The following is a 23,864-nucleotide window of genomic DNA, read 5'->3' on the forward strand; positions in this document are numbered from 1 at the left end:
TAGAGATTGCCCTGGCGGCTGGTGGTCGGATGCGACAGGCCGCGCAGCGCCATGATGAACAGGACGCCGGAAACGAGGTAGAGGAAGGACGCGAAGTTGGCGTTCATGGCGCTCTACTTGTCCTTCTTCTTGTACATGGCCAGCATGCGCTGGGTGACCAGGAAGCCGCCGAAGATGTTGACCGAAACCAGCATCAGCGCAACGAAGCCGAAGCCGGCGGCAACACCGGAGGCGGCGATGCCGACGGCCAACAGCGCGCCGACGACGATGACCGAGGAGATGGCGTTGGTGACGGCCATCAGCGGCGTGTGCAGTGCGGGGGTCACCGACCAGACGACGTAATAGCCGACGAAGATCGCCAGCACGAAGATGGCGAAACGGAAGACGAAGGGGTCGATGGCGCCGCCCGACAGCGCATGCGCGGCATCCCCCGCCGCATCGGCGCCGGGAGCATTGGCCAGGTTCTGCACCGCAAGCCGGACGGCGGCACTTGCCTGGTCGAGCNGAAGCCGAAGCCGGCGGCAACACCGGAGGCGGCGATGCCGACGGCCAACAGCGCGCCGACGACGATGACCGAGGAGATGGCGTTGGTGACGGCCATCAGCGGCGTGTGCAGTGCCGGGGTCACCGACCAGACGACATAGTAGCCGACGAAGATCGCCAGCACGAAGATGGCGAAACGGAAGACGAAGGGGTCGATGGCGCCGCCCGACAGCGCATGCGCGGCATCACCCGCCGCATCGGCGCCGGGAGCATTGGCCAGGTTCTGCACCGCAAGCCGGACGGCGGCACTTGCCTGGTCGAGCTGGTCGAGGGCTTTCTGCAGGGTCTGGTCCATCACGCGATCCCTTTCGGCTTCGACGAGGGCGACTTGGGTGCGACTGCCTTCTTGGGCGCGGCTTTCTTGGGCGAAGCGTCGGCGACCATGGTCTTGGCCGGGATCGCGGCCGGCTCGACATATTGGCCCTTTGGAGGCTGCTGATCGGCCTTGGCGAAGGCCGGATGAACGACTTTGCCGCCATCGGTCAGCATCGTCGCCTTGACCAGATCGTCATCGCGGTTGATGGCGAGCGTCTTCGTCGTCTTGTCGACGAGCGTCTCGAGGAAGGCGAACAGGTTCCTGGCGTAAAGCAGCGAGGCGGATGCGGCGACGCGGCCGGGCACGTTGAGGTGGCCGACGATTTTTACGCCATTGGTCGTGTTCACCACCTGACCTGGAACCGCGCCTTCGACATTGCCGCCACGCTCGACCGCGAGGTCGACGAGCACCGAGCCCGGCTTCATCGAAGCGACCATGGCCGCCGACACCAGCTTGGGCGCGGGCCGGCCGGGGATCAGTGCCGTGGTGATGACGATGTCCTGCTTGGCGATGTGCTCGGCGGTGAGCGTCGCCTGCTTGGCCTGGTATTCCCTGGACATTTCCTTGGCGTAGCCGCCGGCCGTCTCGGCGGCCTTGAATTCCTCGTCCTCGACCGCGAGGAACTTTGCGCCGAGCGAAGCGACCTGTTCCTTGGCGGCGGGGCGCACGTCGGTGGCGGTGACGACCGCACCGAGGCGGCGCGCCGTGGCGATCGCCTGCAGGCCGGCGACGCCGACGCCCATGATGAAGACCTTGGCGGCAGGAACAGTGCCGGCCGCCGTCATCATCATCGGCAGCGCGCGGTCATATTCCGAGGCGCCGTCGATCACCGCCTGGTAGCCGGCAAGGTTGGCCTGGCTGGACAGGACGTCCATCGATTGCGCGCGGGTGATGCGCGGCATGAATTCCATCGAGAAGGCGGTGACACCGGCCTTGGCCAGGGCCGCGACGGCGGCATCGTTGCCGTAGGGGTCCATGATGGCGATGACGGCCGTGCCGGATTTGTAGCCCTTCAGCTCGGCTTCCGACGGCCGGCGGACCTTGAGCACGACATCGGCCTTGGCGACATCCGCAGCCTTGCCGATGGCAGCCCCTGCCTTGGCGAATTCTTCGTCGGGAATGCGCGACCTGGTGCCGGCACCGGTCTCGACGACGACATCGAAGCCAAGTCCGGCCAGCCGCTTCACCGTATCTGGCGAGGCCGCGACACGCGGTTCGTTCGCGTCAAGCTCACGAGGGATGAAAACCGTCTGTCCCACCGCATGATCCTTTCGGCTGGAACCTGTCTGCGCAAAGTGTCGGCCGGGGTGTCCGGCGATCAAGGCAAGAGGGTTTTGGAAAGTCTACCGCAGAATGAAAGCGCCAACGGCCATGATCAGGATGAACAGGATGGTCGCCGAGAAGAAACCGCCAGCGAAGAAGCCGAAAGCCATCGCCAAGAGTATGGCGCCGCAGAAAAGCGATCCGTATTTGGCCAGCATGAGAAAGCCCGCATAGGTGCGGTCATGCTCGGCGTAGTCCATCTTCGCGCCCAGTTCTACAGGACCGCTCGGCGTGTGATCAGCCATAGGAATACCCCTTCGAAGACATCTTTGAGGCACATAGCGAAAAGCCGGGCCAAGAGCAATGGCGCTATTGCCGCATCGCAGCCGACAACTGCCTCAAGGGAAAATTGAAACTGCCGGCATCATGTGTCAGCTCCGTTGAAGCTGCTGTGAGAATTTGGCGGTTCTGGACGTTGTCGCGGGGGAGTATCGTCGCCGGATGAACAGCCGGTGGTGAAGTGCCATGATCACGCCCACACAGACATTTGACTGGAACGACACTGCCATTGCGTGGGGGACCGCCGGCTCAGGCCCTCCGATTGTGCTCGTGCATGGCACGCCGTTCTCCTCGCATGTCTGGCATCGCGTCGCACCGGAACTGGCGCGCGAGCATACGCTGTATTTCTACGATCTCCCCGGATATGGGCGATCAACCAAACGGGATGGCCAGGATGTTTCGCTGGGCATCCAGAACGAGGCGCTGGCAGCGATGCTGGCCTTTTGGAAGCTCGATCGACCCAAGGTCATCGCCCATGATTTCGGCGGCGCCACGGCGCTGCGCGCGCACCTGATCGACGGCCGTGACTATGACAGATTGCTTTTGATCGACCCGGTGGCGGTGCGGCCATGGGGCTCGCCCTTCGTTCAGCATGTCCGACGACATGAGGCCGCCTTCGCCGGCGTGCCTGACTACATACAGGTGGCGATCCTGAAGGCGTATGTTTCGGGCGCTGCGGCCAGGCCTCTGTCGGACAGCGAACTGGAACCCTATGTCGCGCCTTTGACCGGGCCTGTTGGCCAGCCAGCCTTCTATCGGCAGATCGCCCAGATGGATCAGCGTTTCACCGACGAGGTCGAACCGCTCTACGGCGAACTCCGCTGCCCCGTCGCTTTGCTGTGGGGAGAGGACGACCGCTGGATATCGCCGCAAAGCGGCCAAAGGCTCGCGGCCATGTTGCCGGATTGCGCCTTGACCCTCGTCCCCGGTTCCGGCCATCTCATGCAGGAGGACAGGCCGGAGGCCGTCGTCGCCGCAGCGCTACGCTTCTTCGCCGGCTGAGAGTTGATGCTGACGCAACTCCCAAGGGAAAGCGCCTTACACTTTCCTGAAATTGCGCCGGCTTCAGCCGGCGAGGTGCGGGAACAATCCAAGCAGGCCGGCGATGATCAGGTAGATCGCGACAATGTAGTTCAACAATCGTGGCATCACGAGGATCAGCACGCCGGCTATCAAGGAGATCAGCGGCGTGAGCGCGAGCGTTGAAACGGTCATATGGGAACTCCTTTTGACCCCTGTCTGTTCGACGACTGTCTGGCCCGCGCGATAACGATGCCGCTGCCGCCGGCGCACATTCCCGGCGCGCCCGCCGTCACCCAGAACGCGGAAACCGCCTGGAAGCTCCACGGATGTCGGGAAAATTGCGCGCGGCGTTGGTCGCGAGCCCTCAGGCGGCTTCGCGAAAATACTTTGCCGTCGGCAGGATGGTCAGCGGTGCCAGTTCGCCCGCACCAGGCGTCTCGAACAGCATGCGCTGCTCCAGCGGCGTCGAGCGGAAGAAGGGGAACCGGGAGAAGGAGCGCTCGCGGATTGCGTTGACGTTGGCGCGGTAGAGCACGACCTTGTAGTTCAGGCCCGGATAGTCGCGCAATTCGCCGATCTGCTCCGAGCAATAGATGCGGCGATAGAAGCCCGCATGCTCAGGCCGGATGGTGGAAAGGCAGTAGGGCGCATCGAAATAGAAGCAGGCCATGCCGGCAAGGCGCAGCGTGAGATAAGGGATCTGCGGATAAACCCTCGACCAATCCGGGTCGGCGGCAAAGCGGCTCGGATCGGCAAAATGCGCGCCGGTGGCAAGCATTGGCCGCAGGATATCACCGTAAACCGTGGTGGAAGGCGACTGTGGCGTCTCGTGGCAGGCATGGTGGATGCGCAGCGTGCTGACCAGGTCGCCGTCAATGTAGATGCCGAACTTCGAACAGTTCTCGGCTTCATCGAGCTCGTCATGGATAATATGATCCGGATTCTCCGGGACCATGTCGCTCAACCGATAGGATTTGTAGCGCAACCTGTAGATGTCTTCGAGGTCTTCGCCCTTGTCGCAGCGGCGATATTCAGTGCGCTCCAACATCGCTGAGATGTTTCGGGCAAAGCTCGACATGTTGTCGGGCGAATTTTCTTCGCTCACGCCCGCCACCTGGCGAAGCGCTGTCAAATGCGCGTCCATGGACTTTCCCCGTAAATGCCGCCGCGTTTCAACCCTACGACGAGACCACGGGATGTAAAGATGAAAATGATCCGGCCACTGTTTACCGAACGTTAAGGTTAACAATCGGTAAATTTTACTAAAATTAAAAGCATTCGTCCCGCAAACTAGCCGCGGGATGCCCTCTTGGCGCTTTTGATTTCCTTGGCAAAGGGCCAGACCGTGGTCGACATGGTCTCGATACCGGACGCGCTGAGCGCGGAGCCGAACAGGAAGCCCTGCACGAGATCCGGCTTGACCTCGAGCGCCAGGATCTTGAGCTGTTCGAAGGTCTCGACGCCTTCGACCGTTACCGAAAGCCCCAGCGGCCGCGAAAGATTGACGATGCCCTTGAGCAGCTCCAGGGAACGAGAGTTCTGGGTGACGTCCATGAGGAACGATCGATCGATCTTGATCTTGTCGAGCGGCAGCTTGTGCAGATAGCTCAGGCTCGAATAGCCGGTGCCGAAGTCGTCGAGCGCGATGCGCACGCCAATCTGCTTCAGCTCCTCGATGTACTGGCGCGTCAGCGACTTGTCGTCGAGCAGCGCCGTTTCGGTGACCTCGATCTCCAGCCGGCCGGCAGCGAGACCGGAGCTCGCCAAGGCATCGCGAACCTTCTGGATGACATCGCGGCTGCGGAAATCCTTGGCGGAGAGGTTGACCGAGACGCTGGTCTGGTCAGGCCATTTGGCACATTCGGTGCAGGCCGCATGCAGCACGAAAGTGCTGATTTCCGAAATGATGCCCATCTCCTCGGCCAGCGGAATGAAGATGCCTGGTGAGACCGGTCCGAGATCGGGATGGTCCCAGCGGCACAGCGCCTCGCAGCTGGCGATGCGCATCGTGCTCATCGCCACGATCGGCTGGTAGACCACCCGCAAGCCCTTGCTTTCCACCGCGCTGCGCAGGTCAGCTTTCATCAGCTGGCGATTGCGGAAGGCGGCGTCCATCGCCGCCTCGAACAGGCGCCACCCGTTCTTGCCGAGTTCCTTGGCCTTGTAGAGCGCCAGATCCGCCTTGACGATCATGGCATCGACATCGCTGTCGCTGACACGCGACAGCACCGCGCCGCCGCTGGCCTGGATGCGCAGCCCGTGGCCGGCGACGTCCACTTCGCCCTGCAACGCGGCAAAGATCTCGTCGATCTCGATGGTCAGGTGACTCTCATCCTCGATGCGGTCGAAGAAAACCATGAACTCGTCGCCCCCGAAACGGCTGACGGTGATGCCTTGCCCGGCGACGGCGGCAAGACGTTCGGCGACCGCATAGATCAACCCGTCGCCGATCGGATGCCCAAGCGTATCGTTGACGCTCTTGAAGTCGTCGAGGTCGAGCACGGCGAGGCCGCAGAGACGGTCGCGATCGCCCGAAGCCATCGCCTCGCCGATCAGTTCGTGGAAATAGGCTCGATTGGGCAGGCCGGTGAGATTGTCGTAGCGCGCCATGAAGCGGATCTTGTCTTCCGCCTCGACGCGAGCCGTCACGTCCTCGAAGGTGATGACCCCCAGTTCCTGGCTGCCTTCGCGGGCCGAGAATTCATAATGCTGGCCATTGGCAAGGGAAACCAGAACCTTGCGGTCGCGGCCTTCGCGCAACGCGCGCGTCAGCTGGGCCTCGATGTAGCGGCAGTCCTTCGGCCCCAGCATGCCGCCGGCGACGCCGCGCATCAAGAGACCGTGGATCGATCGTCCGAGCAGCGCGTCGGCCGATTTGAGCGACATCAAATGCGCGGCCTCGGCATTGGCGACCGCCACCCGGCCATCCGGGCCAAGCATGACCAGGCCGTGCGACATGGTGTTGAGCGCCCGGTTGAAACGCTGGGCGAGGCGGTTTGCCTTCTTTTCCTCCGACAGCGCTGCGAAAAGCACCTCGCGGACCAGATCGGCGAAGCGCTTGATGGCGAACAGGAAGGGCGCCGAAAGCAGGCCAAGAATGAAATGGTAGGGATCGCCGCGCAGGATGAAGCCCAGAGAGATCGGCCAGGTCATGGTCATGATGAAGATCATCACCATCCTGGGCGAACCATAATTGCGGCCCGCGATCGACGTGGCCGACGCCAACGTCACGCAGACCGCGGCGATCTCGGCAAATCCGTCATAGGCAAGATAGATGCCGACGAAACAGAAGGCTCCCAGCATGAAACCATGCATGGAGCCGTACAAAATATAGTCGTTCTCGCGCCGGCGGGCCTCCTCCCAGCTCTTGGGCGTCGGTGCGTGCCGGTACTTGCGGATGTTGCGCAAGCGCAGGAAGGCGACGGTCAGGAAACCAAAGGTCACAGCAAGATAGGCCGGGTCCCTGGTTTTCCAATAGACGAGCACCACCAGCAGGGTCTGGGCAAAGAATCCGATCGAAAGCGTCAGTCCGTCGCGAAACAGGGTTTCCACGAACGGAATGTAGACGTCGACCGGGATCTCGTTCTTTTTTCTCAGATTCACGCCTGAATCCCAACCCTTGGGAGCCAAGCAGTGCCATATTCGCCTTAAGAAACATTTAGAGGAGCGGTCGCCCGCTCGCGGTCAAGGGAGTTGACGCTAGGGAAAGTGGAGAAAATGCGGTTCAGGTAAACAAGCCGTATCCGTCATTCGGCGGCCTGGAGTTCCGGCCGCTTCGAGGCGGCTGACAGGCGTTCGAGGAGCCTTTGGCGCTCTCCGGCGGCCTTTTCGGCGCTGGCTTGCCGGACATGGCCATAACCGCGGATGAGTGCCGGAACCGACACGAGGGCGGTCGCAGCCCCGACCTTGCCCGGCGCCAGCGACTTGGCGACAAGCTCGAGATCGCTCTCATACCGTGCCAAAAGCTGCCGTTCCATACGCCGCTCGCCGGTGTATCCGAACAGGTCGAAAGCGGTGCCGCGCAGCCTCTTGAGCGCCGCCAGCAGGCGAAACCCCTTCATCATCCAGGGGCCGAAGCTCGATTTCCTCGGTTTGCCGTCATTGCCGCGCCGTCCCATGATCGGCGGCGCGAGATGGAATTCGAGCTTTTCGTAGCTCTGGAACTGCTTGCCAAGCTCGGCGGCGAAGGAACCGTCGGTGTAAAGCCGCGCCACCTCGTACTCGTCCTTGATCGCCATCAGCTTGAACAGGTTCCTGGCCGCAGCCTCGGTCACGGCGGTCGAACCGGGCACGGCCTTCGTTTCGGCAGCACGCAGGCGGGCCAGCGTGTCGGCATAACGCTTACCGTAGGCGGCGTTCTGGTAGGCGGTCAGGAAGGCGACACGGCGGCCAATGATCTCGTCCAGCGTCTGCGCGATCGGGGCGGCCTGCCCGGCCTTGCCCGGCCGGGCGACGAGGCCCCGCACGAAATCCGGCTCGTGCGCCGCGCGGCGGCCCCAGCGGAAGGCGGCGATGTTCATTGCCACGGCTTCGCCGTTGAGTTCGATCGCCCTTTCGACCGCCTCGGCCGACAGCGGCAGGCCGCCATGCTGGAAGGCGAAGCCGAGCATGAACATGTTGGCGCCAAGCGAATTGCCGAACAGCGCGGTGGCGGTGCGGGTGGCGTCGAAGAAATGCGCCTTGTCGTCGCCGGCCGCGCTCCGGATCGCCTTCTTCAGCCGCTCGATGGGCAGCGAGAAATCGGCCGAGCGGGCAAACTCGCCGGGCATGATCTCGGCGGTGTTGGCGAGAAAGATCGTATGGCCCTCGCGCACCGCCGTCAGCACCTTCTTGGCGCCCGACACGACGAGGTCGCAGCCAAGCACCAGGTCGGCCTTGCCCGCCGAAACGCGGATGGCATGAATGTCGTCCGGTGTGCGGGCGATGCGCACATGGGTAAACACCGAACCGCCCTTCTGGGCGAGGCCGGCCATGTCGATCATGCCGCAGCCCTTGTCCTCGAGATGGGCCGCCATGCCGAGCACCGCACCTACGGTGACCACGCCGGTGCCGCCGACGCCGTCGATGATCGCCGCCCAGCCCTCGGAGCCCAGCGGGAATTCGGCAGGGGTCGGCACGCCGTCGAGCGGATCGGCCTTGCCGGCCAGGCCTTCGGCCTTCCTGATCTTGGCACCGTGCACGGTGACGAAGGAGGGGCAGAAGCCGTTGACGCAGGAGAAGTCCTTGTTGCAGCTCGACTGGTCGATCTTGCGCTTGCGGCCGAATTCGGTTTCGACCGGCTGGATCGAGACGCAGTTCGACTGCACGCCGCAGTCGCCGCAGCCCTCGCAGACCAGCTCGTTGATGAAGACGCGCTTGTCGGGATCGGGAAAGGTGCCGCGCTTGCGGCGGCGGCGCTTTTCGGCCGCGCAGGTCTGGTCGTAGATCAGGATCGACACGCCCTTGACGTCGCGCAGCTCGCGCTGGACGAGATCGAGGTCGTCGCGGTGATGGATGGATGCGCCGGTGGGGAATACGACCTTGCCCGCATATTTGTCGGGCTCGTCGGTGACGATGGCGATGCGGTCGACGCCCTCCGCCCGCACCTGCCTGGCGATCATGTCGACGGTCAGGCCGCCCTCATGCGGCTGGCCGCCGGTCATCGCGACGGCGTCGTTGTAGAGGATCTTGTAGGTGATGTTGGCCTCGCTCGACAGGGCGAAGCGGATCGCCAGCGTGCCGGAATGGTTGTAGGTGCCGTCGCCGAGATTCTGGAAGATGTGGTCGCGCTTGGAGAACGGCGCCTGGCCGACCCATTGCGCGCCCTCGCCGCCCATGGCCGTGAAGCCGAGTGTGTTGCGGTCCATCCACAGCGCCATGAAATGGCAGCCGATGCCGGCGGCGGCGATCGAGCCGTCCGGCACCTTGGTCGAGGAATTGTGCGGACAACCCGAACAGAAGAAAGGCGTGCGCGAGCCGATGTCGGTGGCGTCCGCAAGCATCGCCTGGAACTGGCGCAGCTTGCCCACCCGCGCCGAAATCTCTTCCGACGGACCAATGGTCTTCACGATCCGCTCGCCGAGGGCAATCGCGATCTCGTTGGGATCGAGCGCGCCCTTGGCGGGAAACAGCCAGTCGCCGCGCTCGTCCTTCTTGCCGACGATGACCGGCTGCGAGGCGGTTCCGTAGAGGCTTTCGCGCAGTTGCACCTCGATCAGCGAGCGCTTTTCCTCGACCACGACGATGGTATCGAGGCCGCGGGCATAGTCGGCGATGTGATGCAGATCGAGCGGCCAGGGGCAGCCGACCTTGAACAGCCGCACGCCGATGCGATTGGCGGCCGCCTCGTCGATGCCGATGTCCTCCAGCGCCTGGCGCACATCCAGATAGCTCTTGCCCAGGGTGATGATGCCGATCTTCGGGCTGCGGCCGCCCGAATAGACGATGCGGTTCAATCCGTTGGCATGGATGAAGGCGGAAGCCGCGGCGCGCTTGTGTTCATGCAGGCGCTCCTCCTGGCCCAGCATGTCGATCTCGTGACGGATGTTGAGGCCGCCGGGCGGCATGTCGAACTCCGGCACGACGATGTTCAGCCGCTCGAGCGAGGCATCGACCGAGGCCGTCGATTCGATATTGTCCTTGACGCATTTGATCGCCGCCCAGGTGCCGGCAAAGCGCGACATGGCAAAGCCGTAGAGGCCGTAATCGATGATCTCCTGGACACCAGCCGGGTTGAGGATCGGCACCATGGTGTCGACGAACAGGAATTCGGTGGCATGCGCATTGGTCGAGGATTCGGCCATATGGTCGTCGCCCATCAGAGCGAGCACCCCGCCATGCTTCGACGAGCCGGCGAGATTGGCGTGGCGGAACACGTCGCCCGAACGATCGACGCCAGGCCCCTTGCCGTACCAGACGGAAAACACGCCGTCATGGGTGCCCTCGCCCAGCAGTTCCGTCTGCTGCGATCCCCAGCAGGCGGTCGCGGCCAGCTCCTCGTTGAGGCCCGGCTGGAAGACGATGTCGGCTCCGGCGAGCTGCTTCTTGGCCTTCCACAGCTGCATGTCGAGGCCGCCGAGCGGCGAACCGCGATAGCCGGAGACGAAACCGGCCGTGTTCAAGCCGGCGCGACGGTCGCGCTCGCGCTGCATCAGAAGCATGCGGATGACCGCCTGCGCGCCGGACAGGAAGATGCGCTCCTTCCCGAGATCGAACTTGTCGTCGAGCGCGACATCATGCAGCGTCATCAGGCATTTCCTCTGCGAAGGCCGCGTGGGGCAGCAGCCAACGTCGGGATCGGATGACGCATCCTTTCTCCCCTTGCAAGGCAGGTCAAACAAAATCGAAGGGACCAGGCGACGCGCAACAACAGTCCGGCAGGTGCCGGATCGCGCACGAACCAGCGCGCCGATCGTGCGACGACGCACGAAAATTCCAGCCAAATCGATGCCGGTCGGAAAGTGTCAGCCGGCTTTCGAACAATCCGGCTTCGGCTCGCCCGGCAGCTTGCCGTCGGGATGGCCTGCGAGGTCGGGATTGGCCGTATAGAGCTGGTCGATGACCAGCGGCCGGTCGGGCAGGATCGACTGGTCTTCCGTCGACATCAGCGTGGTGTCGATCTTCTGCAGGACCGCACCGTCGGCGCCCTTGATGCTGATGGCGATGGCATAGGGCTTGTTCTTGACGATGCAGGTCAGCGCCGGGCTCTCAAGGCTCACCTTGCCGAGCTTCGGCCAGACCTTCTGCTCGACCACGATAGGGGCACCGCCGGCCGGATTCTGGAAACTGGCAACCGCCACCTGGCCCTCACCCATCGGCTGCAAGGGCCGCAGCGTGACGACATAGGTCGCCCGGGCGAGACGGTAGTTGAAGACGAATATCTTGCCCGAAACCTCGAACAGCTTGCCTTCGCCGTCCTTTCCCGTGTCCCGGCAGGCGCCGAGCGCAACGGCGGCGATCAGCATTGCGCCGACAACGACCGAACGGGAAATCCTTCTAAGCATCCTTGACCTCATGGGCCGCCATGCGGCGGCGGCGATAGTGACGGCTTGCCTTCTGCCGGTTGCCGCACACCGCCATGTCGCACCAAAGGCGGCTGGAATTGCGGCTCCTGTCGACGAACAGCCAGGTGCAGTTGGGACATATCCTCAATCTGGCGACTGTATCGTCCCGAAGCAGCGACAGCGCCGAAACCGCCAGCGCCGTCTCGAAGGCGATCGGCGTCACGGGGTCGCCGAACGGCCTTCCCGGTGCGCCGATCTCGGTGCGGCTGCCAGCCAGGCCCTCGGCACAGGCCGTCAGGAACCCGGGCAGATCCGCGGTCGCGAGCACCCCTTTCGACACCGCACCGCGAAACAGCCGGTCGGTCGCCTCGCGGATCGACAGCACGACGGGCGCGATCGTCGAGGGCGAGGAAACCGCAAGCCGCCTGTCGCCAAGCTCGTCGGCGCGAAAACCGCTGGCCGCCTCGGCAAAGCGGGCGATTTCGGCGGGATCGTCGAAGCGGTCGAAGGTGCGCTGGGGATCGCCGCGCAGCACGACGGTGTTCGCCGTATCGAGTGCGAGCAGGCCGCCGGTGAAGCGATGCGGGGTCCAGGCAACTGTCATGCCCAAAATCTAACCGATAAATCGCATTTGACAAGTTAGATTCGCCGATGCAAACCTCCTATGGGTACGCTATCGTCGCCTTTGTCTTGAGCATTCCGTCTGCCCAAACCGCTGCGCTTGGGCGACATGCTTTGCAGGTTTTGCATGCTCTATTTCTTCCAGCAGGTGCTGAACGGGCTGCATTCGGGTGCGCTCTATGCGCTGCTTGCCTTCGGCTACGTGCTGACCAACGGCATCCTGCACCGCACCAACCTTGCCTATGGCGCGCTGTTCGCCTTCTGCGGCCAGGCAATGATCCTGACCGTCGCCTTCGGCTACCAGGTGCTATGGCTGACGCTGCTGGCTTCGGTGCTGCTCGGCGTCGTCGCGGCCTTGCTCTATGCCGCGCTCATCAGCCATGTCCTGTCGCGCAGCGTCTTCGAGCCGCTGGCCGACCGCACGCCCAATGCCATCGTGGTGACGACGCTCGGCATCCTGCTGGTGCTATCGGAAGCGAGCCGCATCGCGGCCGACACGCATGATCTGTGGCTGCCGCCAATGCTGGCCCAGCCCATCGTTTTCGCCGAGGGCGCCGGCTTCAAGGCGACGTTGACGCTGATCCAGGTGCTCGACTGCGCGGCTGTCCTGGCAGCGGTTCTACTCGCCACCTGGGTGTTTGCCCGCTCGAGCTTCGGCCGGTCCTGGCGCGCGGTCTCCGACGACCCGGGCGCGGCTGCCCTGTGCGGCGTTGACGTGCTCGCTGTGTTCCGGCGCGCCGTGTTGTTCGGTGGCTTGTGCGCGGCGCTGGCCGGCGTGATGGCCAGCCTCTACTACGGCAATGTCAGCTTCGGGTCGGGCCTCGTCTACGGATTGAAGATCCTGTTCGTGACGGCGGTCGGCGGATATCTCTCGCCGCCACGGGCAGCGCTGGGCGCAGCCGCCTTCGGCATGGCCGAATCGCTGTGGGCCGGCTATTTCCCGATCGAATGGCGCGATGCGTGGATGTATCTGTTCCTGGTGGCCATGCTGGTGCTGATCGGCGCTGGCCGCGACACCAGCAAAATCGTCTGAACCGATCAGACTTTGGTTGCATGACGCGGCGGCAGACAGCCAGTCTTTGGCCCTCGCTTTGATCGATGCTGTTTTGTTGCCTCCATCCTTGTTGACCCGTCCGGCCACGCGCGGCATACCGTTGGGCCACGCGGCGTGACGACAAAAAGGGGGAGTCGGCACGCCTCCGATAAAAGGGAGGAATGCATGGCAGGGCTTCTCGCTCTCTCCAGGGCGATCGACCGCCTCAACGAATTCATCGGCAAGTCGGTGTCCTGGCTGATCCTGCTGGCGATCCTCGTGAGCGCGGTCAACGCCGTCATCCGCAAGGTTTTCGACATTTCGTCGAATGCGTGGCTGGAGCTGCAATGGTATCTGTTCGGCGCCGCCTTCATGCTGGCTGCCGCCTATACGCTGAAGCAGAACGACCATATCCGCATCGACATCGTCTACGGCCTGTTCTCACGCCGCGTACAACACTGGATCGACCTTCTCGGCCATCTCCTGTTCCTGATGCCGTTCGTGACGCTGATGGTGTTCTATTTCGTGCCCTACGTCCGGCTGTCGTTTCACAGCGGCGAAATGTCCAACAATTCCGGAGGCCTGATCGTTTGGCCGGCCAAGGCCATCCTGCTGGTCGGCTTTTTCCTGCTGGCGCTGCAGGGCATTTCCGAGATCATCAAGAAGATCGCCATCATACGCGGCGACATGGACGATCCCAACCCCTTCATTTCCGTGCACGAACAGGCTGAGCTCGAAGCCAAGGCGCTCGCCGACGAGGTGCGCTCGTGATGGAGTTCATTGCCCAGAACATGGCGCCGATCATGTTCGCCTCGCTGATCCTGTTCATGCTGATCGGCTATCCCGTCGCCTTTTCGCTCGCCGCCAACGGATTGATGTTCTTCTTTATCGGCGTGCTCCTGACGCCCTATTCGGGCGGTGCGATCAACCTCGCCTGGCCGCTGCTCTATGCGCTTCCGGACAATTTCTACGGCAGCCGGGTGATGTCGAACGACACGCTGCTGGCGATCCCGTTTTTCACCTTCATGGGCATCGTGCTCGAGCGATCGGGCATGGCCGAGGACCTGCTCGACACGATCGGCCAGCTGTTCGGACCGATCCGCGGCGGTCTCGCCTACGCGGTGATCTTCGTCGGCGCTCTGCTGGCGGCGACCACCGGCGTGGTGGCGGCATCGGTCATCGCCATGGGACTGATCTCGCTGCCGATCATGCTGCGCTACGGCTATGACCGCCGGCTGGCGTCCGGCGTCATCGCCGCCTCCGGTACGCTCGCGCAGATCATCCCGCCGTCGCTGGTGCTGATCGTGCTCGCCGACCAGCTCGGCCGCTCGGTCGGCGACATGTATGCCGGCGCGCTGATCCCCGGCCTGGTGCTGACCGGACTCTACGCGCTTTACATCCTCATCGTGTCGATCTTCCGGCCGAAGATGATGCCGGCGCTGCCGCTCGAAGCACGCACGCTTGGACATGGCGTGATGTCGCTGCTGGTGGCGCTGGTGGCAGCGGTAGCCATATCCTATGCGGCGTACCGCTATCTGGCGCCGGCGCATGGCGACAATGCCGATATTCTGGGCGCCACGGCCGGCGTGATCGTGATCTATATCGTCGCGATTGCCGACCGGCGGCTGAATATCCACATGATGTCCAGGCTGGCGCAGCAGGTGGTCATCGTGCTGATCCCGCCGCTGGCGCTGATCTTCCTGGTGCTGGGCACCATCTTCCTCGGCATTGCCACGCCGACGGAAGGCGGCGCCATGGGCGCGGTCGGCGCATTGGCGATGGCCGCGGCCAAGGGCCGGCTGTCGCTGGATGTGATCAAGCAAGCACTCGCCTCGACGACGCGACTATCGTCCTTCGTGCTGTTCATCCTGATCGGCGCGCGCGNGGGCGGCGAAGTCGGCTTCCTGATCGGCGTCAACATCCTCGTCTTCTTCCTGGCCTTCTTCCTCGATTTCTTCGAGCTGGCCTTCATCATCGTGCCGCTGCTGGCGCCGGCGGCCGACAAGCTCGGCATCGACCTGATCTGGTTCGGCGTGCTGCTCGGCGTCAACATGCAGACCAGCTTCATGCACCCGCCCTTCGGCTTCGCGCTGTTCTACCTGCGCTCGGTCGCCGCGCGGGTACCCTATCTCGACCGCCTCACCGGCAAGCAGGTCGCGCCGGTGACGACAGGCCAGATCTATTGGGGCGCGGTGCCGTTCGTCCTGATCCAGGTGATCATGATCGGACTGACCATCTCCTTCCCGCAAATGGTGATGCGCTACAAAGGCACGGCGACCGATCCAGGCACGATCGACTACAAGGTACCGGAAATGCCCTCTCTATCGCCACTCAGCGCCCCGCAGGACGGCAGCGCACCTGCCAATGGCGGCAATGCACCGGCCGCGCCCGGCACGCCGGACCTGTCGCAACCGCCGAGTTTCGGCGATGCGCCGCCGGCCAAGCCGGCGACACCGACGCCGGACCTTTCGCAGCCACCAAGCTTCAACTGATGGGGACCACGCCATGAGAGCGGTGCGGCTGGAAGCGGTAGGCAGCATTTCGCTGTGCAAGGTCGACAAACCCGTTCCCGGACCGGACGATCTTCTGGTGCGGGTCGAAGCCTGTGGCGTCTGCGGCACCGACCGGCATCTTTTCCACGGCGAGTTTCCCTGCAGGCCGCCAGTGACGCCCGGCCACGAATTCTCGGGCATCATCGAGGCTGTTGGAGCCGAAGTCTCCGGCTTTGCCGTCGGCGACCGCGTCACCGGCGACCCCAATATCGCCTGCGGGCGGTGTCCGCATTGCCATGCCGGCCGGGTCAATCTCTGCCGCAATCTCAACGCCATCGGCATCCACCGCGACGGCGGCTTTGCCGACTATGTCGTGCTGCCGCAGAAACAGGCTTTTATCCTGCCCGCCAGTTTGAAGCCGACGCATGGCGCGTTCTGCGAGCCGCTCGGCTGCTGCCTGCATGGCGTGGACCTGGCCGAGATCAAGCCCGGCAGCTCGGTGGTCGTGCTCGGCGGCGGCGTGATTGGCCTGCTCACCGTGCAACTGGCGCGGCTGGCCGGCGCCACGACCATTATCCTGTCGACCAGGCAGGCTTCACGGCGCGCACTCGCCGAGGAGTTAGGCGCGACAGCGACGGTCGACCCGACCGCCGGCGACGTCATCGATGCCATCGCCGGGCCGGCGGGCCTGATGCCGGGCGGCGTTGACGTGGTGTTCGAATGCGCCGGGGTGCGCGAGACCGTCGAGCAGTCGATGCGGCTGGCAAGGGCCGGCGGCATGGTCGTCATCGTCGGCGTGACGCCGCAAGGCATGAAAGTGGAATTCGAACCCTTCGACCTGTTGTTTCGCGAACTCAAGGTGCTGGGCTCGTTTCTCAATCCCTACACGCACCGCCGCGCCGCCGAGCTGATCGCGTCGGGCGCGATCGAGATCGACCGGCTGATCTCCAGGCAAGTGCCGCTCGAAGAGGCGGCTGACGTGATCGCCAAGCCGCCAGCTCCAGGCGAGGTCAAGGTGCTGGTGGTGCCGGGTTTGGGCTGAAGGGCGAGCTTTCGGGAGTTGGCGCCGCCCCCAATCGCCCTGCCGGGCGGATAAGGGGCGGCGCAGACTTCGACAGTCCTACAGTTTGCCGTTGCGCTGCTGGACCATCATGAAGGTGTCGTAATTGTATTCGGCCACCTGCGCCCAGAGATAGTGCTCCTTGCGGAAGCCCTTGATCGAATCCCAGATCTTCTTGAACGGCGCGTTGGAGGCTTCCATTTCGGCGTAGACTTCATTTGCCTTCTCGAAGCAGGCGGCCATGATGTCCTGGCTGAACGGACGCAGCTTGGCGCCCCCGGCCACCAGCCGCTTCACCGCCGGAGGGTTCAGATAGTCGTATTTCTGCAGCATGTTGGCATCGGCGGCCTGGGCCGCGGTGCGCAGCAGCGACTTGTAGGTCGGCGAAAGCTCTTCGTATTTCGACTTGTTGAACATCAGGTGGACGGTCGGTCCGCCCTCCCACCAGCCGGGATAGTAGTAATAGGGCGCGACCTTGTAGAAGCCGAGCTTCTCGTCGTCATAGGGGCCGACCCATTCGGCGGCGTCGATGGTGCCTTTCTCCAGCGCCGGATAGATGTCGCCGCCGGCGATCTGCTGCGGCACGACGCCGAGCTTCTGCACCAGTTTGCCGGCGAAGCCGCCGATGCGCATCTTGAGGCCGGAGAGGTCGGCGACCGTGTTGATCTCCTTGCGGAACCAGCCGCCCATCTGCACGCCGGTGTTGCCGCCGGGCAGGCCGAACAACCCTTGCGTGGCGAGAAACTCGTTGAACAGGTCGATGCCGCCGCCATGGTAGTGCCAGGCGTTCATGCCGCGCGCGTTGAGCGAGAAGGGAACGGCCGCACCCAGCGCCCATGTCGGATCCTTGCCCCAGTAATAATATGCCACCGTGTGGCAGGCTTCGACAGTGCCGGCCGTGGTGGCGTCGGCGGCCTGCAGGCCTGGCACGAGTTCACCGGCGGCAAACACCTGGATCTGGAAATTGCCGTCGGTGGCTTCCGACAGCATCTTGGAGAACACCTCGGCGCCGCCATAGATGGTGTCGAGCGACTTCGGGAAGGACGACGCAAGCCGCCATGTCACCTTGGGATTTGACTGGGCTATTGCCGGCGCCGCAAGCGTGGCCGCCGCGGCGGCGGCGCCGACGCCGGTCACGCCGGCCCTGCGGATGAATGAACGACGATCCATGAAGTTCCTCCCTATTGGATCAACAGACCGAGTTCGGGAAATCCTCAACTCCCGCATCGGTTGGCCGAAACAATACACAGGCGAGAAGCCTAGTCCAGCACGGCGGCCGGATTTGGTGACCAAGCCGTGCAGCCCTGCAACTATAGTCTAACAGGCGGTTTCGTGGCCCATGCGAGATGCTGAAACTTGGCATGGAAAAATTTCGGGAGATCGCCTATTTTGGAGGCAGGACATCCTTGCCCAGATGGAAAACAGAGCCAAAATGCACCAGCCGCTCGTCGCCATATCGACCGACGTCCGTCAGTTCGACAACTACACCTGGCATGCCGCCCCACAGCAGTACCTGGAAGCCGCGATCACCGGCGCCGGCGTGTTCCCGCTGCTGGTGCCGTCACTCGGCGACAGGCTCGACTTCGACGAACTCCTGTCCTCAGTCGACGGCGTCATGGTCACCGGCTCGAAGTCCAACGTACATCCCTCGCTTTACGGCGGCGACGCCAGCGAGGCCAACGGCCCTTATGACCCGGCGCGTGACGCCACCACGCTGCCGCTGATCCGCAAGGCGATCGAGCGCGGCGTGCCGCTGCTTGCCATCTGCCGCGGCATCCAGGAGCTGAATGTCGCGCTCGGCGGCACGCTCGGCACCGAGATCCAGGAGCGCGAAGGTTCGCTCGACCACCGCGCGCCGGTGAGCGACAAGCAGGACGAACGCTTCGCCATCCACCAGACCATTTCGATCAAGCCAGGCAGTTGCCTGGCCGGCGTGTTCGGTGCCGGCGACATGAAGGTCAATTCGTTGCACCGCCAGGCGATCGATCGGCTGGGGTCGAAACTCGAGGTCGAGGCTGTCGCCACTGACGGCACGGTCGAAGCGGTTTCGGTCAAGGGGGCCCGCGCCTTTGCCGTCGGGGTCCAGTGGCATCCGGAATACTGGGTCAAATCGGACAGCAACTCGGTCAAGATTTTCCGCGCCTTCGGCGATGCGGTGCGCCTGCATGCGGCTGCGAAAGCCGGTGCGCGGGCCGCTGCGGAATAATCAGTCTTCCGACTTCAAATCACCGGTTGCAGCCAGCGACAGCAAGGGCGTGGCTGGGGCATAGGATTCGTAACCGTTGCCGTCGGCAATACTGAAAGTGACGATCGGATCGATGCCGTTGGCGCTGAAGGCGACCGAGCCGTCGGTTTGTTCACGCCAGAATTTTGCTTGCTCGATACCTGGCAGGAGCCGGCGGCAGGTCGGCGCGACGGTAACCAGCGACAAGCCGTCGGAAATTTCGGCGCCGCGGCTGACCGCGCAAGCCGCCTCGTCGCCATTGGCGACAAGCCTGTAGGTGTTGGACGGGGCGGGCTCGTTGGCCGCGCTTTCCCAAGTGCCGCCATGAAACAGCTGGATACCGCCAAAAAGCGCAGCGGCTGCGATCAATGCGGAGAGCGTCTTCATCCTGGTGTTCATCCCTGTAGACGGACAGGATAAACAATGATTTCCAAGGGTTAAGCCGACGTTAATAATTGTGGCAGACTGCCACTCAGCCGCGAGCCCTCACATTCGCAGTCTCCGGCACTGGCGTCAGCGGGCGGCGCTCGCCGAACCAGGACACAAGATTGTCGACGCACAGATCCGCCATGGCGCGGCGCGTGTGCTGCGAGGCCGAACCGACATGCGGCAACAAGGAAGCGTTCGGTGCGTCGAGCAACGCCTTCGGCACATTCGGCTCGGCGGCGAAGACATCGAGGCCGGCGGCCGCGATGGTGCCGTTGGCCAGGGCTGCCGCAAGGGCGGCCTCATCGACCGTACTGCCGCGGCCAATGTTGACGAAGACGCCGTTGGCGCCGAGTGCCGACAGGATCTCGGCGTTGACCGCCTTCTGTGTCGAAGCGCCGCCGGGCGCCACCGAAATCAGCGTGTCGACCGCTTCGGCGAGGCTCTTGAGCGTCGGGTGATACTGGTAGGCAAGACCTTCGACGCGACGCCGGTTGTGGTAGGCGACCGGTAGGCCGAACGCTTCCAGCCGCCGGGCGATGGCTCGTCCGATGCGGCCCATGCCGAAAATGCCGACGCGGCGTGCACGCAAGGTCAGCCGGCTCAGCGGATAGTCGCCCTTCTTCGCCCAGCTGCCGTCGCGCAGCCAGGTTTCGGCGCGCGGCAGGTCGCGGATGGTGTTGATAAGCAGCCCGATCGCGGTGTCGGCGACCTCCTCGGTCAAGACGTCGGGCGTGTTGGTGACCATGATGTTGTTCGCCGCCGCATGGCCAACATCGACCGAATCATAACCGACGCCGAAGGAGGCGATCAGTTCGAGATTGGGCAGCGCATCCATCATCGCCGCGTTGATGCCGGCAAACGAAGCAATGCCCCGCACCGTGCTGCGCATCTCGTCGGTGACCAGCGCCGGATCGGCGCGCTCGATGGCGATGCGCCTGAAGGTCCGCTCGATGCGCCCAACCGCGTGGTCGCTGAAACCCGCCGGGACCAGAATGGCGACGGCTTGCAACTCTTCGGCCTTCGTCATGCACGCTCCACCGGTTTGCCGGTCGACTGGCGCACATGCAGTTCCGGCTTGATCAATTCCTGCGAGGGCCGCACCGTCTGCCCGTTGAGCTTGTCGAGCAGTGCGCTGGCGGCGCGGCGGCCAACCTCGCGCTGCCCGTTCCAGACGGTGGTCAGCGCCGGCGTGGCGATCGCCGCCTCTTCGAGATCGTCATAGCCGGTGACGGAGATGTCGACGCCGGGCACCAGGCCGGCACGCGCGATACCGTTCATCAATCCGATGGCGACAAGGTCGTTCCAGCAGCAGGCCGCGGTCGGCTTGTCCTTCAGTGCCAGGAACTGCCCGGCGGCCTCGAAGCCGGCCTGCTTGGTGCGCGGGCCGGCAATGCGCCAGGACGGCCTGACTTCCAGTCCTGCCGCTTCCATGGCGTTGACATAGCCCTGATAGCGGTCGCGTCCGGTCGAGGTCTGGTCGGTGCCGCCGATCATGGCGATGCGCTTGTGGCCGAGCGAGATCAGGTGATTGGTGGCGAGCCCCGTTCCATAGGCATCGTCGCCGCGGAACACCGGCACGTCGGCGCCCTCGACAGTGCGCGCGATCAGCACCGCCGGCAGGCCGTTCTCCTCGGCCATCACGATGTCGGAAGCCGGGGTGCCGATGGCCGGTGACATGATGACGCCATCGGCGCCGAGCTGCAGCAGCGTGTCGATGAAGGTGCGCTGTTTCTCGAGCTGGTCGTAGTGGTTGGACAGGATGAAGGTCTGCCGGCTGCGGTCGAGCTCGCTTTCGATCGAGCGCAGTATCTCGGCGAAGAACGGGTTCATGATGTCGTGCACGACGACGCCGACAATGCCCGAGCGCGAGGTGCGCAGGCTGGCGGCGCGGCGGTTGTAGATATAGCCGATGGCGCGGGCATGTTCCTTGATGCGATCGCGTGTCGAGCCGGCGACCAATGGGCTGTCGCGCAGCGCCAGCGAAACCGTGGCCGTGGACACGCCGAGCGCATCCGCGATCGTCGAAAGCTTGATTTTTTGTGCCAGCGCCTTGCGCTCCCCGAACGACCTGAATTCTGACCTAAACTGTTTAAAGGCGGCGTTATGCCACCGATCGGGGGCAAATCAAAGTTTTTTTGCCAGCGCTTCCGCCTCGACATCGGAAGCCGCGCGGCTCTGCAGCCGAAGCCGGTGTTCGCGGTGCACGATGTAGAGGCCGCTGGCGACGATGATGGCCGCGCCGAGCAGCGTCCAGCGGTCAGGAAGCTGCTTGAAGACGATCCAGCCGGAAATGATCATCCACACCATCTGCGAATAGGGATAGGGGGCGAGCGCCGTTGTCGTCGCCAGCCGGTAGGCCTGGACCAGAAGCCAGTGGCCGACGCCGCCGAACACGCCAAGCATGAGCAGGATGAACCAGTGCCAGCCATCATGCGGCAGCGAGAACGAGAACGGCAGCAGGGGCAACAGCAGCACCGTCGGCGCGAGCGCCGAAAACAAGATGAGGCTTTCCGGGGTTTCGGTCGCCGACATGCGGCGGGTCATGATGACGTAGAAGCAGTTCGACAGCATCGAGCCGAGCGCGAAGAGATGCCCGATGCCGAAAACGCCGACACCCGGCCTGGTGATGATCAGAACACCGGTGAAGGCAGCCACGATAGCCAGCCAACGCCGCCAGCCGGCCCATTCGCCGAGCAGCGGGCCGGCAAGTGCGGTGATCACCATCGGTCCAAAGAAATAGATCGATGTCGTCTCGGCCAATTGCAGGGACCGCAGCGCCAGGACGTTGAAAATGGTGGAGCCGAACAGGAACATCCCGCGCAGCACATGCGCCGGCAGGTTGACCGGGCGAAACCGCACCGGCTGGCGCCAGCCGCGCAGGAGAGCGCCGACCAATATGACATGCACGGCAAAGCGCACCCAGGCGACGATCAGCACCGAGACCCCGGCCAGGACGAGATATTTGCTTGAGGTGTCGAGGAAGGTGAAGAAGACATAGGTGGAAAGCATGCACAGGATCGCCACCGGCGGCGTCGCGCTTTCTAAGTGTCTTTGGGGAGCATTCACTTGCAGGCCGGGAAAAGCTGGGCTGAAGCCCACCTTTGCGGGAATTGCCGCTTGCCGGCAAGCCAATTGTCGCCCGCTGCCGCGCCTGAGCGTGCTGGCCTAACAACAGGTGCCGCCAGGCTTAGTCCATGCCTATGTCGCTAGGCGTGCATGCGGGCGCCCTTGGTGATCTTGTCGACCACCTTCTTCTCGGCGCGCAGCGCGATGCCGACCACCTTGGCGTCTTCGGGCGCAAACTCGGCGAAGACGGCGCGATTGGCGGCGTCGAAGCCGGTCGAAAACATCTCCTCGACATAGAGCGAGGTCGTCACGCCACGCTCGAGCGTGCGCCGCTGGATCGCGGCGAGCGTCGCCTGATCCGCCGACAGCACGATGACCGGCTGGATCGACAGCGGATTGTAGAGATTGCCTGACCGGTCGCGGTAGGGTTCGCCAATGATGCCAGGGAACTGGGCGACGACGCCGCTGGTCAGGAAGGCCGTGACGTTGAGTTTCTGCCAGACCGGCAGGTCCTCCCTGAGCACGATTGCAAATTTCGTATCGAACATGAGACATTACCCATTCGAACAGGCCCCTTTCGAGGCTGAAGGAGACGATGTCGCACGATCTAGGCAGCCAGGCCTTCGAGGGTCTTGGACGTTTGTGCGCCGATGCGGCGCAAAACTGCATCATTTCCGCTCCCGACCCTGCGGGCATGGAGCGGATCGAGGCGCGGTTCCACGGCAGCGCCTTCGACCTGCACCGCCATGACACCTATGCGATCGGGCTGACGCTGCAGGGCGTGCAGACCTTTCGCTATCGTGGTGCGACGCGGGTAAGCCTGCCGGGCCAGATCATCGTGCTGCATCCCGACGAATTGCATGATGGCGGCGCCGGCACCGAGGACGGGTTGCGCTACAGGATGCTCTATCTCGAACCGTCGCTGATGCTCGACTGCCTTGGCGGCGCATCGTTGCCCTTCGTCAGGGACGCCGTGGTGACGGACGATGCCTTTTGCGCAACGCTGCTTTCGGCACTGGGGCCGCTGGAGCAGGAACTCGACGAATTGTTCGTCGACGACTTCCTGGCGCAGCTGATGCAGAGGCTCTCGCGGCATGCCGGGCAGCCGGGCAAGCCGATGGCCAGGACGGCGTGGCAAGCGGCCGCGGCGGCGCGTGACTATCTCACGGAAAACCTGAACCGTCCGGTGGGGTCGGGCGAATTGGAGGCGATCACCGGGCTCGACCGCTATGCATTGTCACGGCATTTCCGCGCCGCCTTCTTAACCAGCCCGCATCGTTTCCTGGTGATGCGCCGGCTTCAGCATGCGCGGCGGATGATGATCGCCGGCGAACCATTGGCGCAGATTGCCGTCGAGGCCGGCTTCAGCGACCAGAGCCATTTCAACAGGCAATTCAAGAAGGCGTTCGGCATGACGCCGGGGCGCTGGTCTTCGCTGATCCGTGGACCGGCCGCGATGGCGGCGGCCTGATC

At 63.9% G+C, this 23,864-nt stretch carries 23 protein-coding genes and 1 pseudogene; 7 read left to right on the top strand and 17 right to left on the bottom strand.

Annotation, left to right across the window (positions count from 1 at the left end; translation table 11 throughout):
- From X743_RS1000000172780 to X743_RS156645, 5 genes and pseudogenes are all read right to left on the bottom strand, one after another.
- Positions 1–107, bottom strand: a 107-nt coding sequence (locus tag X743_RS1000000172780) for an NAD(P)(+) transhydrogenase (Re/Si-specific) subunit beta (RefSeq protein ID WP_198028434.1), incomplete at its 3' end; no start/stop codon positions are given.
- 6 nt (positions 108–113) lie between these two features.
- On the bottom strand, positions 114–470 hold the full coding sequence (locus X743_RS19135; protein WP_023765541.1) for a proton-translocating transhydrogenase family protein: 357 nt from the start codon (positions 468–470) through the stop codon (positions 114–116).
- Between the two features lie 35 nt (positions 471–505).
- A pseudogene (locus X743_RS0135920) lies at positions 506–838 on the bottom strand (NAD(P) transhydrogenase subunit alpha); the annotation flags it as partial.
- The gene (locus X743_RS156650) at positions 838–2,118 is read right to left on the bottom strand and encodes a Re/Si-specific NAD(P)(+) transhydrogenase subunit alpha (protein WP_023765543.1); all 1,281 of its coding nucleotides are present in this window, start codon (positions 2,116–2,118) and stop codon (positions 838–840) included. The pseudogene X743_RS0135920 and the gene X743_RS156650, both read right to left, overlap by 1 nt.
- A gap of 84 nt (positions 2,119–2,202) precedes the next feature.
- Positions 2,203–2,427 carry an aa3-type cytochrome c oxidase subunit IV gene (locus X743_RS156645; RefSeq protein ID WP_013891558.1) on the bottom strand — a complete coding sequence of 75 codons (225 nt, stop codon included), beginning with the start codon at positions 2,425–2,427 and terminating at the stop codon, positions 2,203–2,205.
- Between the two features lie 220 nt (positions 2,428–2,647).
- On the opposite strand from X743_RS156645, the gene X743_RS156640 reads away from it, so the two are divergent.
- Positions 2,648–3,463 carry an alpha/beta hydrolase gene (locus X743_RS156640; RefSeq protein WP_023765544.1) on the top strand — a complete coding sequence of 272 codons (816 nt, stop codon included), beginning with the start codon at positions 2,648–2,650 and terminating at the stop codon, positions 3,461–3,463.
- Between the two features lie 63 nt (positions 3,464–3,526).
- Here the strand turns inward: X743_RS156640 and X743_RS1000000170560 are convergent, their stop codons facing one another.
- The 6 genes from X743_RS1000000170560 to X743_RS156615 form a co-directional block, all read right to left on the bottom strand.
- Positions 3,527–3,676 (bottom strand): DUF3096 domain-containing protein, encoded by a 150-nt coding sequence (locus X743_RS1000000170560; protein WP_013891560.1) that lies wholly within the window; start codon positions 3,674–3,676, stop codon positions 3,527–3,529.
- 172 nt (positions 3,677–3,848) lie between these two features.
- Positions 3,849–4,628 (bottom strand): hypothetical protein, encoded by a 780-nt coding sequence (locus X743_RS156635; RefSeq protein ID WP_023765545.1) that lies wholly within the window; start codon positions 4,626–4,628, stop codon positions 3,849–3,851.
- 146 nt (positions 4,629–4,774) lie between these two features.
- The gene (locus tag X743_RS156630) at positions 4,775–7,087 is read right to left on the bottom strand and encodes an EAL domain-containing protein (RefSeq protein ID WP_023765546.1); all 2,313 of its coding nucleotides are present in this window, start codon (positions 7,085–7,087) and stop codon (positions 4,775–4,777) included.
- A gap of 143 nt (positions 7,088–7,230) precedes the next feature.
- The gene (locus tag X743_RS156625; protein WP_023765547.1) at positions 7,231–10,710 is read right to left on the bottom strand and encodes an indolepyruvate ferredoxin oxidoreductase family protein; all 3,480 of its coding nucleotides are present in this window, start codon (positions 10,708–10,710) and stop codon (positions 7,231–7,233) included.
- 216 nt (positions 10,711–10,926) lie between these two features.
- Positions 10,927–11,466, bottom strand: coding sequence for a hypothetical protein (locus tag X743_RS156620; RefSeq protein ID WP_023765548.1), 540 nt, complete (start codon positions 11,464–11,466; stop codon positions 10,927–10,929).
- Positions 11,459–12,070, bottom strand: coding sequence for a CGNR zinc finger domain-containing protein (locus tag X743_RS156615; protein ID WP_023765549.1), 612 nt, complete (start codon positions 12,068–12,070; stop codon positions 11,459–11,461). Before X743_RS156615 ends, X743_RS156620 begins: the two co-directional genes overlap by 8 nt.
- A 144-nt stretch (positions 12,071–12,214) precedes the next feature.
- On the opposite strand from X743_RS156615, the gene X743_RS156610 reads away from it, so the two are divergent.
- The 4 genes from X743_RS156610 (at position 12,215) to X743_RS156595 (ending at position 16,654) form a co-directional block, all read left to right on the top strand.
- On the top strand, positions 12,215–13,120 hold the full coding sequence (locus X743_RS156610) for a branched-chain amino acid ABC transporter permease (protein WP_023765550.1): 906 nt from the start codon (positions 12,215–12,217) through the stop codon (positions 13,118–13,120).
- Positions 13,121–13,306: 186 nt separating this feature from the next.
- Positions 13,307–13,891: a TRAP transporter small permease subunit gene (locus X743_RS156605; protein WP_023765551.1), complete on the top strand. Its 585-nt coding sequence runs from the start codon at positions 13,307–13,309 to the stop codon at positions 13,889–13,891.
- Complete coding sequence (locus X743_RS156600) at positions 13,891–15,612, top strand: TRAP transporter large permease subunit (RefSeq protein ID WP_031257697.1); 1,722 nt, start codon at positions 13,891–13,893, stop codon at positions 15,610–15,612. Before X743_RS156605 ends, X743_RS156600 begins: the two co-directional genes overlap by 1 nt.
- Positions 15,613–15,625: 13 nt before the next feature.
- Positions 15,626–16,654, top strand: coding sequence for a zinc-dependent alcohol dehydrogenase family protein (locus X743_RS156595; RefSeq protein ID WP_023765553.1), 1,029 nt, complete (start codon positions 15,626–15,628; stop codon positions 16,652–16,654).
- Between the two features lie 78 nt (positions 16,655–16,732).
- On the opposite strand, the gene X743_RS156590 is transcribed toward X743_RS156595, so the two are convergent.
- Complete coding sequence (locus X743_RS156590; RefSeq protein ID WP_023765554.1) at positions 16,733–17,842, bottom strand: TRAP transporter substrate-binding protein; 1,110 nt, start codon at positions 17,840–17,842, stop codon at positions 16,733–16,735.
- Positions 17,843–18,104: 262 nt separating this feature from the next.
- Here X743_RS156590 and X743_RS156585 point away from each other — a divergent pair, with 262 nt between their 5' ends.
- The gene (locus tag X743_RS156585; RefSeq protein ID WP_023765555.1) at positions 18,105–18,878 is read left to right on the top strand and encodes a gamma-glutamyl-gamma-aminobutyrate hydrolase family protein; all 774 of its coding nucleotides are present in this window, start codon (positions 18,105–18,107) and stop codon (positions 18,876–18,878) included.
- Here the strand turns inward: X743_RS156585 and X743_RS156580 are convergent, their stop codons facing one another.
- The 5 genes from X743_RS156580 to X743_RS156560 form a co-directional block, all read right to left on the bottom strand.
- On the bottom strand, positions 18,879–19,283 hold the full coding sequence (locus X743_RS156580; RefSeq protein WP_023765556.1) for a hypothetical protein: 405 nt from the start codon (positions 19,281–19,283) through the stop codon (positions 18,879–18,881).
- Between the two features lie 85 nt (positions 19,284–19,368).
- Positions 19,369–20,352 (bottom strand): 2-hydroxyacid dehydrogenase, encoded by a 984-nt coding sequence (locus X743_RS156575; RefSeq protein ID WP_023765557.1) that lies wholly within the window; start codon positions 20,350–20,352, stop codon positions 19,369–19,371.
- Entirely contained in the window at positions 20,349–21,371 is a 1,023-nt protein-coding gene (locus tag X743_RS156570; RefSeq protein ID WP_023765558.1) for a LacI family DNA-binding transcriptional regulator, read from the bottom strand. Before X743_RS156570 ends, X743_RS156575 begins: the two co-directional genes overlap by 4 nt.
- Before the next feature lie 78 nt (positions 21,372–21,449).
- Entirely contained in the window at positions 21,450–22,334 is an 885-nt protein-coding gene (locus tag X743_RS156565) for a DMT family transporter (RefSeq protein ID WP_032923020.1), read from the bottom strand.
- Positions 22,335–22,531: 197 nt separating this feature from the next.
- The gene (locus X743_RS156560) at positions 22,532–22,939 is read right to left on the bottom strand and encodes a DUF2000 family protein (protein ID WP_023765560.1); all 408 of its coding nucleotides are present in this window, start codon (positions 22,937–22,939) and stop codon (positions 22,532–22,534) included.
- Between the two features lie 47 nt (positions 22,940–22,986).
- On the opposite strand from X743_RS156560, the gene X743_RS156555 reads away from it, so the two are divergent.
- Positions 22,987–23,862 (top strand): AraC family transcriptional regulator, encoded by an 876-nt coding sequence (locus X743_RS156555; protein WP_023765561.1) that lies wholly within the window; start codon positions 22,987–22,989, stop codon positions 23,860–23,862.
- Positions 23,863–23,864 lie beyond the last annotated feature (2 nt).

Source organism: Mesorhizobium sp. LNHC232B00 (assembly GCF_000502435.1).
Taxonomy (GTDB): Bacteria; Pseudomonadota; Alphaproteobacteria; order Rhizobiales; family Rhizobiaceae; genus Mesorhizobium; species Mesorhizobium opportunistum.